Origin of the sequence: Pseudomonas sp. 58(2021) (genome assembly GCF_017491585.1) — a bacterium.
GTDB classification, from domain to species: Bacteria; Pseudomonadota; Gammaproteobacteria; order Pseudomonadales; family Pseudomonadaceae; genus Aquipseudomonas; species Aquipseudomonas fluorescens_BT.
In genome coordinates this window covers 1-15,297 of sequence record NZ_JAFGYZ010000009.1, presented here as the reverse complement: position 1 = coordinate 15,297, position 15,297 = coordinate 1, and the positions used below count along the sequence as shown (strand labels likewise).

Below are 15,297 nucleotides of genomic sequence, written 5' to 3'. Positions count from 1 at the left end.
GGAGGCCTTACGCCTCCCCGTCTCGAGAATCAGCTTAGCCCCAGCTCTCGCCAGATCCGCATCACCTGCCGCCGTTCGTCCGCGAACTGGTCGCCCGGTATCACTCCGGCGTCCTTCTGCAAGGCCTGCCGGTGGGCTGCGGAACGGTAGGCCTTGTAGGCCTCGCGCAACAGGCTGGCGTCTTCGACGGGCATCAACCCTTCGTGTTCCAGCTCTTCCAGAATGCGGATATTGTCCGTCCAGCGCAGCAGCGGCGGATGGCTTTGCGACCACGCCAGGGCCGCGTATTGCACCATAAATTCAATATCGACGATACCTCCGGCGTCCTGCTTGAGGTCGAACGGCGCCGTGGCCTCGAAGGCATTCGCCCCCGTACCGGCGGCCGTGCTCTTGCTGCCGAGGTTGTCGCGCATCTTGGCGCGCATCTCGCTCACTTCCTGTTGCAGCTTCGCCAGATCCCGCGTCTTGCCCAATACCTGGGCCCGCACTTTCTCGAACGCCTGGCCGACATCCTGACTGCCCACCAGCACCCGCGCCCGCACCAGGGCCTGATGCTCCCACGTCCACGCTTCATTTTCTTGATAGCGGGCGAACGCGCCAAGCGAACTCACCAACAGCCCGGATGCACCGGATGGCCGCAGACGCATGTCCACTTCATACAGCTGGCCGGAGTTGGTCTGCGCCGTCAGCAAGTGAATGATCCGCTGGCCGAGTCGGGTAAAGAACTGCGCACCATCAATCGGTTTCGCCCCGTCGGTTTCCGCCTGTGGATCGCCGTCGTGGATGAACACCAGGTCCAGGTCCGAACCATGCCCCAACTCGATCCCGCCGACTTTCCCATAACCGACAATGATGAAGCCGGGATCGCACAACGTGCCGTCAGTGCGCAGCGGCGTGCCGTACTTGGCCACGGTCTGGCGCCAGGCCAGGGCCAACACTTGCTCCAGAATCGCTTCGGCGAGCCAGGTCAGGTAGTCGCTGACTTTCATCAACGGCAGGCTGCCGGCGATTTCCGAGGCGGCGACCCGCAAGCGATGCGCCAGTTTGAAATGGCGCAGGGCTTCCATCTGTTGTTCGAGATCGTCTTCCGGAATGCGGGTCAGGCGCTCGCGCAGCTCGGCGGCCAGCTCCGGTGCCAGCGGCGGCTTGAACAGGCGACCTTCGTTGAGCAATTCGTCGAGCAGCAACGGGAAACGGGTGATCTGCTCGGCGATCCACGGGCTCGCGGCACACAGCGTCAGCAAGCGTCGCAGCGCGCCGGGGTTTTCCGTCAGCAACACCAGATAAGCCGAGCGCCGGGCCACCGCTTCGACCAGCGGCAGGACCCGCTCGAGCACCAGATCCGGATTGTCATGCTCCACTGCCTGAGCGAGCAGGCGCGGAATAAAGGCGTCGAGGCGTTCGCGCCCCAGACGCTGCATCGCCCGCAGTTGCGGACTGCTGCGCAGACCGGCCAGTGCTTTCAAGGCTTTGGTGGCGTCGGCAAAACCGCCCTCTTCCAGCTGACGGCAGGCGGCTTCTTCGTCCTGCGCCTCTTCCCACAGCGGCAGCCATTCGCCGCCGACCACCACTTCGCAATCGGCGCCCTCTTCTTCATCAGGGTCCGCGATCACTTGCGCAAAGTGCCAGGCCACCCGGCCTCGCCAGAACATCAGCTTTTCATGGAAAGCGTCCCAGTCGGCGAAACCGAGCATGAAAGCGATGCGTGCCTGATCCTGCGCAGTGTCGGGCAGCATTTGAGTCTGGCGGTCGGCAATCGCCTGGATCGCGTGTTCGGTGTAGCGCAGGAATTCGTAACCTTCGCGCAACTCGCTGATCACCGCAGGCGGCAGATAACCCTGCCCTTCCAGCGTGCCCAACACCTTTAATAGAGGACGCTGTTGCAGACTCAGGTCGCGCCCGCCGTGAATCAACTGGAAAGCCTGGGCGATGAACTCGACCTCGCGGATGCCGCCGGAGCCCAGCTTGATGTTGTCGGCCATGCCCTTGCGCCGCACTTCCTGCTGGATCAACTGCTTCATGGTGCGCAGCGCTTCAATGGCCGAGAAGTCCAGATAGCGCCGGTAAACGAACGGCCGCAGCATTTCCTGCAACTGCGCACCGGCCACTTGATCGCCGGCCACCACTCGCGATTTGATCATCGCGTAGCGCTCCCAGTCCCGGCCCTGATCCTGGTAATACTGCTCCAGCGCATTGAAGCTCAGCACCAGCGCGCCGGACGAGCCGTAAGGGCGCAGACGCATATCGACGCGGAACACGAAACCGTCGACGGTCATCGGGTCGAGGGCCTTGATCAGGCGCTGGCCGAGACGGATGAAGAATTCCTGATTATCCAGCGCACGCTTCACGCCGACGGTTTCGCCGCCCTCGGGGTAGGCGAAGATCAGGTCGATGTCCGAGGACAGGTTCAGCTCGACCGCGCCGAGCTTGCCCATGCCCAGGATGACCATTTGCTGCGGCAGACCGCTGCGCCGGCCGGTGGGCGTGCCGAATTGCTGACAATGGCGGCTATATAACCATTGATAGGCCTGGTCGATGCTGGCGTCGGCCATGTCGGAAAGGTCGCGGCAGGTCTGCACCAGATCGGCCTGGCGGGTCAGGTCGCGCCAGATAATTCGCACCTGATGCCGGGCGCGCTGGCGACGCAGGACGCGGCCCAGCTCATCGTCAGTCTGCGCCGCCGTCGCCGCAGCAGCGATCTGCGCACATAACTCGCCGGGGGCGAACGGCCGGTCGAGTTCGCCGGACTGCACCAGCGACAGCAACATCAAAGGGTCACGAACGCTCTGTTCAATCACAAAATCGCTGGCGGCGGTAACGCGGGCGAACTGCGCCCAGCGCTCCGGGGTCCAGGTGGAGAAGCCGTGATCGTCTTCAAGCTGAGCGACGGCCGTACGGAACGACTGCTCGGATCGGCTGACCAACGGCAGGAGAATGGCGGGCAGTTCGGCAAGCGCGGGCAGGGTCATGGTCTATCCTTGATCGGCGTGTAAATGGCCGCTTGTAGTGATGATTGAAAAACCGCTACGCGAAGGACTGTCGAACAAAAGTGAGAAATAGCTGAAATTTCTTTTTCTTTGGCAGCCAGCATCAAACTTTCACCTTTTTCGGATGGCCAAAGACCAACCTTAACGATTATTCTCACAACGCAGCCGGAGGCCACAAGCCTTTCATCTGTAGTTTTACTACTCGTCTATACATTCGAAAGGCTGAAATGCCGGATGATTTGTAGTAAAACTACACGCCGCCGGAACAACCTGTCGGCAATCCAAGAATTTTAAATCGTCTGCCCACAAGGCCAGTCGCAAACTCAGGCAACCGATTCTGGAAGCCTTTCCGCCCTGGAGCAAGCCATGCAAGACCTCGATCCCGTCGAAACCCAGGAATGGCTGGACGCCCTGGAATCGGTTCTCGACAAAGAAGGCGAAGACCGTGCTCACTATCTGATGACCCGTATGGGTGAACTGGCGACCCGCAGCGGTTCGCAGCTCCCTTACGCCATCACCACGCCTTACCGCAACACGATCCCCGTTACCCACGAAGCACGCATGCCTGGCGACCTGTTCATGGAACGCCGCATTCGCTCGCTGGTACGCTGGAACGCGATGGCCATGGTAATGCGTACGAACCTGAAAGATTCTGACCTGGGCGGTCACATCTCCAGCTTCGCCTCCAGCGCAACCCTGTACGACATTGGCTTCAACTACTTCTTCCAGGCCCCGACCGACGAACACGGCGGCGACCTGATCTACTTCCAGGGCCACACCTCGCCAGGCGTTTACGCCCGTGCATTCATGGAAGGCCGCATCTCCGAAGACCAGATGAACAACTTCCGCCAGGAAGTCGACGGTCAGGGCCTGTCGTCCTATCCGCACCCTTGGCTGATGCCTGACTTCTGGCAGTTCCCGACCGTATCCATGGGTCTGGGCCCGATCCAGGCGATCTACCAGGCGCGCTTCATGAAGTACCTGGAACACCGCGGTTTCATCCAGCCGGGCAAACAGAAAGTCTGGTGCTTCCTGGGCGACGGCGAGTGCGACGAGCCGGAATCCCTGGGCGCCATCTCCCTGGCCGGCCGCGAGAAGCTGGACAACCTGATCTTTGTCATCAACTGCAACCTGCAGCGCCTCGACGGCCCGGTTCGCGGCAACGGCAAGATCATCCAGGAACTCGAAGGCGTGTTCCGCGGTGCTCAGTGGAACGTGACCAAAGTCATCTGGGGCCGTTTCTGGGACCCACTGCTGGCCAAGGACGTCGACGGCATCCTGCAACGTCGCATGGACGAAGTCATCGACGGCGAGTACCAGAACTACAAAGCCAAAGACGGCGCGTTCGTGCGTGAACACTTCTTCAACACGCCTGAACTCAAGGCGATGGTTGCAGACCTGTCCGACGACGAGATCTGGAAACTCAACCGTGGCGGCCACGACCCGTACAAGGTCTACGCGGCGTACCACGAAGCGGTCAACCACAAGGAACAACCGACCGTCATCCTGGCCAAGACCATCAAGGGTTACGGTACCGGTGCGGGCGAAGCGAAGAACACCGCGCACAACACCAAGAAAGTCGACGTCGACAGCCTGAAGCTGTTCCGCGACCGCTTCGACATCCCGGTGAAAGACGAAGAGCTGGAAAACCTGCCGTTCTTCAAGCCTGAGCCAAACAGCGCCGAAGCCCGTTACCTGGCCGAGCGTCGCGCCGCACTGGGTGGCTTCGTGCCTCAGCGTCGCGCACAGAGCTTCAGCGTGCCGACTCCGGATCTGGACACCCTCAAGGCAATCCTCGACGGCTCCGGCGACCGTGAAATTTCCACCACCATGGCCTTCGTGCGGATTCTCGCGCAACTGGTCAAGGACAAGGAAATCGGCCCGCGCATCGTTCCGATCATCCCGGACGAAGCCCGTACCTTCGGTATGGAAGGCATGTTCCGTCAGCTGGGCATCTACTCGTCCGTCGGCCAGCTCTACGAGCCAGTCGATAAAGACCAGGTGATGTTCTACAAGGAAGACCAGAAAGGTCAGATCCTTGAAGAAGGCATCAACGAAGCAGGCGCCATGAGCTCCTTCATCGCCGCTGGTACTTCGTACTCCAGCCACAACCAGCCAATGCTGCCGTTCTACATCTTCTACTCGATGTTCGGTTTCCAGCGTATCGGCGATCTGGCCTGGGCTGCCGGCGACAGCCGCACCCGTGGCTTCCTGATCGGCGGCACCGCCGGCCGTACCACCCTGAACGGTGAAGGCCTGCAGCACGAAGACGGTCACAGCCACCTGCTGGCTGCCACCATCCCGAACTGCCGCACCTACGATCCGACCTACGGCTACGAGCTGGCGGTGATCATTCAGGACGGCATGAAGAAGATGACCGAAGAGCAACAGGACATCTTCTATTACATCACCGTGATGAACGAGTCCTACCAGCAGCCAGCCATGCCGGCCGGTGCCGAAGAAGGCATCAAGAAAGGCATGTACCTGCTGGAAGAAGACACCCGCGAAGCGGCACACCACGTCCAGCTGATGGGCTCCGGCACCATCCTGCGTGAAGTCCGTGAAGCGGCGAAGATCCTGCGTGAAGAGTTCAACGTCGGTGCCGACGTGTGGAGCGTCACCAGCTTCAACGAACTGCGTCGCGACGGCCTGGCCGTAGAGCGCAGCAACCGTCTGAAACCAGGCCAGAAGCCTAAGCGCAGCTACGTCGAAGAGTGCCTGAGCGGCCGCAAGGGTCCGGTCATCGCCTCTACCGACTACATGAAACTGTTCGCCGAGCAGATCCGTCAGTGGGTACCGTCCAAGGAATTCAAAGTCCTGGGCACCGACGGTTTCGGCCGCAGCGACAGCCGCAAGAAACTGCGTCATTTCTTCGAAGTCGACCGTCATTTCGTGGTGTTGGCAGCCCTGGAAGCACTGGCTGACCGTGGCGATATCGAACCTAAAGTCGTGGCCGAGGCCATTACCAAGTTCGGCATCGACCCGGAAAAACGCAACCCACTGGACTGCTGAGGAGAAACTCTGTGAGCGAACTCATTCGCGTACCTGACATCGGCAGCGGTGAAGGTGAAGTAATCGAACTGTTTGTGAAGGTCGGCGACCGTATCGAAGCCGACCAGAGCATCCTGACTCTGGAATCGGACAAGGCCAGCATGGAAGTGCCGGCCCCGAAGGCCGGCGTCATCAAGAGCCTGAAAGTGAAGCTGGGCGACCGCCTGAAAGAAGGCGACGAACTGTTGGAGCTGGAAGTCGAGGGCGCCGCGCAAGCGGCCCCTGCTCCGGCTGCCGCTCCTGCCGCCAAGGCTGAAGCTGCACCGGCCGCCGCGCCTGCACCGGCTGCGCCTGCCGCTGCCCCTGCTGCCGCTTCGGTTCAGCAAGTGCACGTGCCGGACATCGGTTCGTCGGGCAAGGCCCAGATCATCGAGATCCAGGTCAAGGTCGGCGACACCGTCGAGGCTGATCAGTCGCTGATCACCCTGGAATCCGACAAGGCGAGCATGGAAATCCCGTCGCCTGCCGCTGGCGTGGTCAAGGCCATCAGCGTCAAGTTGAACGACGAAGTCGGCACTGGCGACCTGATCCTGGATCTGGAAGTGGCGGGTGCTGCGGCCCCTGCGGCTGCCGCTCCGGCCCAGGCTGCTGCTCCAGCCGCTGCTGCTCCGGCGCCTGCCGCCGCGCCGGCTGCACCGGTTGCCGACAGCGTTCAGGACATCCACGTTCCGGACATCGGCTCGGCCGGCAAGGCCAAGATCATCGAAGTGCTGGTCAAGGCTGGCGACAGCGTTGAAGCCGACCAGTCGCTGATCACCCTGGAATCCGACAAGGCGAGCATGGAAATCCCGTCGCCTGCCGCCGGCGTGGTGGAAAGCGTTTCCATCAAGCTGGACGACGAAGTCGGCACCGGCGATCTGATCCTCAAGCTGAAAGTCAAAGGCGCCGCTCCGGCTGCTGCCCCGGCTCCGGCGGCCGCTGCTGCCCCGAGCGCTCCGGCACCGGCCGCTGCTGCTCCGGCGGCCGCTGCACCTGCTGCTGCCGCTCCGGCCGCTGCTCCAGCCAAGCCTGGTGCGAAAGTTCACGCCGGCCCTGCCGTGCGTCAACTGGCTCGCGAATTCGGCGTCGAGCTGAGCGCTGTCGGCGCCAGCGGTCCGCACGGTCGCATCCTGAAAGAAGACGTGCAGGTTTACGTCAAAGCCATGATGCAGAAGGCCAAGGAAGCACCGGCCGCTGCCGCTGGCGCAACCGGTGGCGCGGGCATCCCGCCGATTCCGGTCGTCGACTTCAGCCGTTTCGGCGAAATCGAAGAAGTGCCGATGACCCGCCTGATGCAGGTCGGCGCTGCCAACCTGCACCGCAGCTGGCTGAACGTGCCGCACGTGACGCAATTCGACTCGGCGGATATCACCGAGCTGGAAGCGTTCCGCACCGCACAGAAAGCTGTTGCAGAGAAGGCCGGCGTCAAGCTGACCATCCTGCCGCTGCTGCTCAAGTCCTGCGCGCACCTGCTCAAGGAACTGCCGGACTTCAACAGCTCGCTGGCACCAAGCGGCAAGGCGATCATCCGCAAGAAGTACGTGAACATCGGCTTCGCCGTCGACACCCCGGATGGCCTGCTGGTACCGGTCATCAAGAACGTCGACCAGAAGAGCCTGCTGCAACTGGCCGCCGAGGCCGCTTCCCTGGCTGAAAAAGCCCGGACCAAGAAGCTCTCGTCGGACGAGATGCAAGGCGCCTGCTTCACCATTTCCAGCCTCGGCCACATTGGCGGCACCGGCTTCACGCCGATCGTCAACGCGCCGGAAGTGGCGATCCTCGGTGTTTCCAAGGCAACCATCCAGCCAGTCTGGGACGGCAAAGCCTTCCAGCCGAAACTGATGCTGCCACTGTCGCTGTCCTACGATCACCGTGTGATCAACGGCGCCGCTGCTGCACGCTTCACCAAGCGTCTGAGCGATCTGCTGGCGGACATCCGCACCATCCTGCTGTAAAGCGCTCGGCCCTCCGGCAGCGGAGGGCCGACCGCGTTCCACGTTTTCGAGCGCCACACGCTCGTACCTCAACCCCGTCAACCTGGCGGGGCTTTTTTTGCCTGAAATATCCGACAGCCGTATTTTTCCCACAAACCTTGCTGATTTCAGCCACGAGCCAAGTCCCCTTCCTGTCGATCTTTTTTATACACAGGCAACTAATCTTTGCGCACCAAAGTTAGCCAATAAAGTCAGTGCGCTTTCTTTTCAATTAACACTCATTCGAATGGATTCGAACATGCAGAAGCCGACTGTCGGCCCCATCATGGGTCACACAACAACTAACCAGACCCGCATTTTTATACGCGGCGAATTTCAAAATAATGCTGCAGTATTTGCCGGCATTCGTTATCGACCCACCGATTCGAAACAATGGCACACGGGAGGATTCATCAAACTGGACGCGAGACGTGATATGTCTGGCGTACTGGTTCTGGATAACTTGAGCGCCGACACCGATTACGAGTACCAGACCGGATGGTTCAGCCCGATGAGTCCGGCCCACACCACCGAAAGTGTGGCGGAGTTGCCGCTGCAATGGCCGCGGGAGACTTACCGTCTGCGTACCCGCAGCGATCAGGCCTTACAGCCACGCGCCTATATCCTCGGTTCGTGTCGCTACTTGCGCCTGACCGCCGGCATCCCCGTATTGCCGCAGCTGGGTGACCGGATCTTCGCCTCGATCAGCCAACTGATCGAAGGCGCACAACCACCGGTCAGCGCAATCATGATGAGCGGTGACCAGATTTACGCCGATGACTTGAACCTGATTGCACCCGACCGCGAATATAACGAGATCATTGCAAAGTATCGCGCGGCTTTTTCCCAGCCCAATATTCAACGACTGATGTCTGGCACTTCGACTTACATGATTCTCGACGACCATGAAATAGAAGATAACTGGCCAAGTCATGCCGACCCAGCCGATGAAACACTCTTTCGCAATGCAATGGCGGCTTACGAAATTTATCAAGCCAGTCACAGTCCGGCCTGTTCACTCACAACTAACGGCCAAGTAGAGCATTCTTCGCTGAAGCACTATTGGTATCAATTCAGCGATGGCGATATCGAATGGTTTGTGACCGATAGTCGAACCCGTCGCCACTTATCCAGCGAGAACGGCCGCGTTCTGGATGAAGAGCAGGAACAGGCCTTGTGCAAGTGGCTGATCGGAAGCACCGCACGGGTCAAGTTTGTGGTTACCAGTGTCATGTTCTATCCGGATCGCAGAATGAACGGCGAGGACGCCTGGATGGGCTTCCCGCAACAGCGCTTGCGGCTGCTGGAAACCATCCGCCGGCATCGAATCAGGAACGTGGTGTTCATCTCCGGCGACGTGCACGGTTCGCTGACCTCGCGCCTGACCCACAGCGAGGACCCGGAATTCGAAATCCACACCATCGTCTCTTCGCCGCTGCACAACAGCAAACTGCTGCCCTATGCCACGGCCGCGACGTTCATCCTCGATCAGCCGCTGGTTCGTACCGACACGGGAGACTATCGGCACGAACTGACCAGCCAGGTCATCAGCCAGGACAATTTTGCGCACATGGTGGTCGAGCCCGGGCACATCCAGGTCAACTACCACGACCGGGATGGCAGACACCTGCAAACGATCGACATTCCACTTCGCTGAAATGCAGCGGCATTACCGTTCCGGTCGCCAGAGAGCTCTGGAACGGTACTTTCAGAGCGATCCCGCATTACTTTCCACCACCCTCTGGAGAAATGCCCACAGCTGCCGACATATTCTTATAGCACTTGGCCTTCATGTCTCTTGTCAGTCGGTGCCGCAATGATGCAACCTTGCCGCAGGCAACAGTAAAGAGGGCGAGAGCCCGGCGCGTTCAGCAAATTTCCAAGCGAGTTCCCTTCATGAAGAGCCAACCCGATGCCGCCAGCCGTATGGCGGCCGAGGTAGTGACGCAGTTGCCTGTGCCCTCGCGGCTCGGCATGCTGCGTTTCGAGCGCCTGAATGAAGCCAGTTGGGCGATGCTGTTTCTCGATCCCAGCTGCGAACGCCAGTTCGGCCAGCCGGCCGTCGAACTCTGCGCCCTGGTCGGCTCGCCCTACGCCAGCCTGATGGAGCCCGAAGCGCGCTATCAGCTGCACGACGCGATCCAGCAACAGCTTGGCCAAAGCCCGCATTATATGGTGCGCTACACCCTGCACACCGCCGCCGGTGTCCTGAGCATTCTCGAACTCGGCGAGGCCTACAAACAGCACAACCGCCATTTGCTGCGCGGTTACCTGCTGGCAGTCGACGATGTATTTGACGAGGCGCCAGCGCTGCCGTGCGTCGACCTCGAAACCCAGAACTCGCGCCTGCAGATCGCCCTTGAGCTCAACCAGCGCGCCCAGCAGGAGCAATTGCAGCACCTGGAGCGAGTGCGCGCCCAGCAGGACCTGATCCTGCTGCTGGCCCGCCAACGCTACAGCAGCCAGAACTCCCTGCAGGAAGCCGCCGAACTGATCACCCGCTGCGCCTGCGATATCTACGAAATCGACTGCGCCAGCCTGTGGAACCTCGAAGGTCAGAAGCTGGTGCCGATTTCCGCCTATCACCGCGCCACCCAGGAATACATCCTGCCGGAGGTGCTCGACGTCAGCGGCTTCCCCGATTACATGGACGCGTTGCACGGCAGCCGCGCCATCGACGCGCACAACGCGATGCGCGACCCGCGTACCCGCGAGATGGCCGAAGCGCTGCGCCCCCGCGACGTCAACGCCATGCTCGACGCCAGCATCCGCGTCGACGGCCAGGTGGTCGGCGTGCTGTGCCTGGAGCAGACCGGCGTCACCCGCGCCTGGCAGTCCGACGAAATCGCCTTTGCCGGTGAACTGGCCGACCAGTTCGCCCAGGTCATCAACAATCACAACCGCCGCATCGCCACCAGCGCCCTGCACCTGTTCCAGCGTGCGGTCGAGCAAAGCGCCAACGCCTTTTTGCTGGTCAACTGCGACGGCGTGGTCGAATACGTCAACCCGAGCTTCACCGCGATCACCCAGTACACCACCGAGGAAGTCCACGGCCAGCGCCTGTCGGAACTGCCGGCCCTGGAAAACCTCAGCGAGCTGCTGTTCGACGCGCCCTCGGCGCTGGCCAAGAGCAACAGCTGGCAGGGTGAATTTAAGAGCCGTCGAAAAAACCTCGAACCGTACTGGGGCCAGTTGTCGATCTCCAAGGTCTACGGCGACAACCGTGAGCTGACGCATTACATCGGCATCTACGAAGACATCACCCAGACCAAGCTGGCGCAGCAGCGCATCGAGCGCCTGGCTTACACCGACAACCTGACCAACCTCGGTAACCGGCCTGCATTTATCCGCAATCTGGATGAACGCTTCGCCCGAGACAGCGATACCCCGATCAGCCTGCTGCTGGTGGACATCGACAACTTCAAGCGGATCAACGACAGCCTCGGCCACCAGACCGGCGACAAACTGTTGATCAGTCTGGCCCGGCGCCTGCGCAACAGCCTGAGCCCGAGCGGCAGCCTGGCGCGGTTCGCCAGTAATGAATTCGCGGTGTTGCTCGACAACACCGCCCTTGAGGCCGGCCAACAGATTGCCAGTCAGTTGCTGATGACCCTCGACAAACCGATGTTCGTCGACAACCAACTCATCAGCGTCACCGGCTCCGTGGGCCTGGCCTGCGCGCCGCTGCACGGCCGCGACCCGCAGACCCTGATGCGCAACGCCGGCCTGGCCCTGCACAAGGCCAAGGCCAACGGCAAACACCAGGTGCAGGTGTTCACCGAGGCGCTGAACGCCGAGGCCAGTTACAAGTTGTTCGTCGAAAACAACCTGCGCCGCGCCCTGACCCAGAACGAACTGGACGTGTTCTACCAGCCCAAGCTGTGCCTGCGCAGCGGTCGATTGCTGGGCATGGAGGCGCTGCTGCGCTGGAACCATCCGGAACGCGGCATGATCCGCCCGGACCAGTTCATCAGCGTCGCCGAGGAAACCGGCCTGATCATTCCGATCGGCAAGTGGATCGCCCGCCAGGCCTGCCGCATGAGCAAGGCGCTGACCGCCGCCGGCATGGGCAATCTGCAGGTGGCGATCAACCTGTCGCCCAAGCAGTTCTCCGACCCGGACCTGGTGGCGTCGATCGCCAACATCCTCAAGGAAGAAGCGCTGCCGGCCAATCTGCTGGAACTGGAGCTGACCGAAGGCCTGCTGCTGGAAGCCACCGAAGACACCCACTTGCAGCTCGACCAGCTCAAGCGTCTGGGCCTGACCCTGGCCATGGACGACTTCGGCACCGGTTACTCGTCGCTCAGCTACCTGAAGAAATTCCCGATCGACATCATCAAGATCGATCGCAGCTTCATCCACGAAATCCCGGACAACCAGGACGACATGGAAATCACCTCCGCCGTGATCGCCATGGCCCACAACCTGAAACTCAAGGTCGTGGCCGAAGGCATCGAGACCGCCGAGCAGCTGGCGTTCCTGCGCCGTCACCGCTGCGACGTCGGCCAGGGCTACCTGTTCGACCGGCCGATTCCGGGCGGCGAGCTGATCCAGGCGCTCAAGCGCTACCCCCGCGGCCCGCTCTGCCTGTAACTCACAGGGCACACTATCCGCACATTTTGCCAGGTGATTAACTGGGCATCATTGGGCACACTGGCGGTCAGACTTTTTACATCCCATCCTGACTGAGAGGAACGATCATGGTTCTGCGCTCGGAAATTCTGGTGAACAAAAACGTGCTACCGACTAAAGAACAAGCTCTGCCCGGCCGCGAAACCCCGATGGCCCTGCCTGAAAAACACTTTGTTTTCACCGAGACGCCGTTGCTGGGCCCGTTCTTTCAGGACGTCGATTTCGCGATCTTCGGCCTGGGCTGTTTCTGGGGTGCGGAACGCCGCTTCTGGCAGCGCGAAGGCGTGGTCAGCACCGTGGTCGGCTATGCCGGCGGTTTCACGCCGAACCCGACCTACGAAGAAGTCTGCTCGGGCCTGACCGGCCACGCTGAAGTGGTGCTGGTGGTGTACGACAAGGCCAAGGTCAGCTACGAAGAGCTGCTGGCGATGTTCTGGGAACTGCACAACCCGACGCAGGGCATGCGCCAGGGCAATGACATCGGCACTCAGTACCGTTCGGTGATCTACGCGACCCACCCGGAGCAACTGGAGGCGGCGCTCAAGAGCAAGGCTGTGTACCAGGCTGAGCTGTCGAAGGCGGGTCTGGGTGAGATCAGCACCGAGATTGAACAGGCGCCGACCGTTTACTTCGCCGAGACCTATCACCAGCAGTACCTGGCGAAAAATCCGGAAGGCTACTGCGGGATTGGCGGCACGGGTGTTTGCATGCCACCGAGTCTGGCGGGTAACTAAGCCCGCCCTGATCGCTCCCGCGCTTAGCGTGGGAGCGATTGACGGTTGATCAGCTTTCGGCGATCAACCAATCCATCTGCCACCCACCCTGGGTCTGCCCAAGTTTCTTGGACAGCCACGGCAGCAGCTCACGCAACTCCTCCTCCAGCCCCCACGGCGGATTGGCAATCGCCAGTCCGGAGCCGTTCAGGCTGTTCGGCGTGTCCAGCGGATGCACCAGCAGCTCCACACGCAGCAACTTCGGCGCACCAGTGCCGGCCAGATCCTGATAGAAACGACGCAGTGCGCGCTGGTCCTTCACCGGATACCAGATGGCCGCCACAGTCTGGCGCATCCGACCGATTGCCTCTTTCATCGACGCCGCACAACGCTGCATTTCATCGAGCTGTTCGAACGGCGGATCAATCAACATCACCGCGCGCTTCTCCTGCACCGGCAACATGGCGCGGGCGACATGCCAGCCCTCCCCCAGATGCACCTTTACCCGACGGTCACCGGCCATGTTCTCCTTGAGCTGCACGCCGTCTTCGGGGTGCTTCTCGTTGAGCATCACCCGATCCTGCGGTCGGGTCAGACGCCGCGCCAGCTCCGGCGAGCCCGGGTAATAGCGCAGCTGGCCATCCGGGTTCATCTCGTGCAGCACTTTCATGTAGTCAGCGGTCAACGCCGGCAGATCCGGCTGATCCCACAACCGCGCGATGCCTTCCAGGTACTCGCCGGTACGGTTGGCCTGATCGCCCTGCAGGTCATACAGACCAATGCCGGCGTGGCTGTCGAGATAGGCAAACGGCTGCTCCTTGCGCGACATCAGGGCGATGAGGCGGGTCAAGGTCAGGTGTTTGAACACATCGGCATGATTGCCGGCATGGAAGGCGTGACGATAATTCATGGCTGCTCCTGCGAGGGCCGTGAAGTTTACCTTTTACCGGGCGGCAAGTCAGGGGTTGGGGGCTGAGTGGGTGGTCTTGCTGTCGGGTACATCCTTGAGAAACCCCTCACCCTAACCCTCTCCCACTGGGCGGTCCGACGTTTCGGGAGGGTTAGGCGGGCAGCGTTCCGATGAGGGCTATCGATCTATGGAGTTACACTCGTTCACCAAGCCCGACAGGAAGTCAAAAACAAATGCGTCGCCCGATCATCTCTCTATTGTGCCTGCTCAGCTCATACCAAATCGTTGCCAGCGAAGGCCGTACTGAACAAGCTCGTCAGAACCTCAAGAACTACGGCCTGAGCCACTGCATCCTGGCGCCATTCAAAGAGCATTCCGCAATGAAAAAGGACATTGAACTGTCCGCCGGAGCCTACTCGTTCATGGGCAAAGGCCTGCACACCATTGTTCAGAATGAGGACACGCTGGAGGTCACGCATGATCCGTATGCCGAGACAGAGAAATACATGGCAGACGCCTACCTCAAAACATCCTCGACCAGCAAACAGACTGGTAAAAACATAGTTTTCTATTCTTGTCTGGAAATTTATAACTCCCCGGAATTTGACGCTTTCATCAAGTCGCAGGATCGGTATCTGCAAAACTGAAATCTTCTCGCCTGACTAAATGATCCTTTCAAACCCGATGCTGGAAAGATCTTTGAGAAGGGCTGAGTGGGTGGCCTTACTGTCGGGTACATCCTGAGAAACCCCTCACCCTAACCCTCTCCCGGAGGGAGAGGGGACTGACCGAGGTGATCTTTCGGTTTGCATCGACCTGAACAATCACCGCGACCTAAGGCTTGGCCAAGCCAAGTTCACCACCGAAGTTGCAGGTCGGCGTACGTCACCCATTCACCTCGGTCGGTCCCCTCTCCCTCGGGGAGTGTATGTACCGGAGACATGGTGAACACATGTTCGGAGACATGGTGGACGGTTTTTAGATCCTCTTACCTGCCGTAACAATCTGCAAGTTCAAGTCGATTCGGGCGATACGATGTCTACTCCAGTAGA

9 protein-coding genes are annotated in these 15,297 nt (G+C 60.6%); 6 read left to right on the top strand and 3 right to left on the bottom strand.

The annotated features are described in order from the left end of the window. Positions 1-29 precede the first annotated feature (29 nt). Positions 30-2,969 (bottom strand): bifunctional [glutamate--ammonia ligase]-adenylyl-L-tyrosine phosphorylase/[glutamate--ammonia-ligase] adenylyltransferase, encoded by a 2,940-nt coding sequence (gene glnE / locus J5M72_RS12240; RefSeq protein WP_169428554.1) that lies wholly within the window; start codon positions 2,967-2,969, stop codon positions 30-32. Further along, positions 2,966-3,091, bottom strand: a complete 126-nt coding sequence (locus tag J5M72_RS29160) for a hypothetical protein (RefSeq protein ID WP_255261909.1) — start codon at positions 3,089-3,091, stop codon at positions 2,966-2,968. The genes glnE and J5M72_RS29160 overlap by 4 nt, the downstream gene beginning before the upstream one ends. Positions 3,092-3,353: 262 nt before the next feature. Between J5M72_RS29160 and aceE the strand changes: the two genes are divergently transcribed. The 5 genes from aceE (at position 3,354) to msrA (ending at position 13,356) form a co-directional block, all read left to right on the top strand. Then, complete coding sequence (aceE, locus tag J5M72_RS12235) at positions 3,354-5,999, top strand: pyruvate dehydrogenase (acetyl-transferring), homodimeric type (protein WP_169428553.1); 2,646 nt, start codon at positions 3,354-3,356, stop codon at positions 5,997-5,999. A gap of 11 nt (positions 6,000-6,010) precedes the next feature. Then, positions 6,011-7,972 (top strand): dihydrolipoyllysine-residue acetyltransferase, encoded by a 1,962-nt coding sequence (gene aceF / locus J5M72_RS12230; protein WP_169428552.1) that lies wholly within the window; start codon positions 6,011-6,013, stop codon positions 7,970-7,972. Between the two features lie 277 nt (positions 7,973-8,249). Then, positions 8,250-9,647, top strand: a complete 1,398-nt coding sequence (locus tag J5M72_RS12225; RefSeq protein ID WP_207865571.1) for an alkaline phosphatase D family protein — start codon at positions 8,250-8,252, stop codon at positions 9,645-9,647. A 239-nt stretch (positions 9,648-9,886) separates the two neighbouring features. Continuing rightward, positions 9,887-12,583, top strand: a complete 2,697-nt coding sequence (locus J5M72_RS12220) for an EAL domain-containing protein (RefSeq protein WP_169428551.1) — start codon at positions 9,887-9,889, stop codon at positions 12,581-12,583. A 107-nt stretch (positions 12,584-12,690) separates the two neighbouring features. Further along, positions 12,691-13,356 carry a peptide-methionine (S)-S-oxide reductase MsrA gene (gene msrA / locus J5M72_RS12215; RefSeq protein WP_207865570.1) on the top strand — a complete coding sequence of 222 codons (666 nt, stop codon included), beginning with the start codon at positions 12,691-12,693 and terminating at the stop codon, positions 13,354-13,356. A gap of 49 nt (positions 13,357-13,405) precedes the next feature. Here the strand turns inward: msrA and rlmJ are convergent, their stop codons facing one another. Beyond that, positions 13,406-14,245, bottom strand: a complete 840-nt coding sequence (gene rlmJ, locus J5M72_RS12210; RefSeq protein WP_085746455.1) for a 23S rRNA (adenine(2030)-N(6))-methyltransferase RlmJ — start codon at positions 14,243-14,245, stop codon at positions 13,406-13,408. Positions 14,246-14,478: 233 nt separating this feature from the next. On the opposite strand from rlmJ, the gene J5M72_RS12205 reads away from it, so the two are divergent. Next, on the top strand, positions 14,479-14,892 hold the full coding sequence (locus J5M72_RS12205; protein WP_207865569.1) for a T6SS amidase immunity protein Tai4 family protein: 414 nt from the start codon (positions 14,479-14,481) through the stop codon (positions 14,890-14,892). Positions 14,893-15,297: the final 405 nt, after the last annotated feature.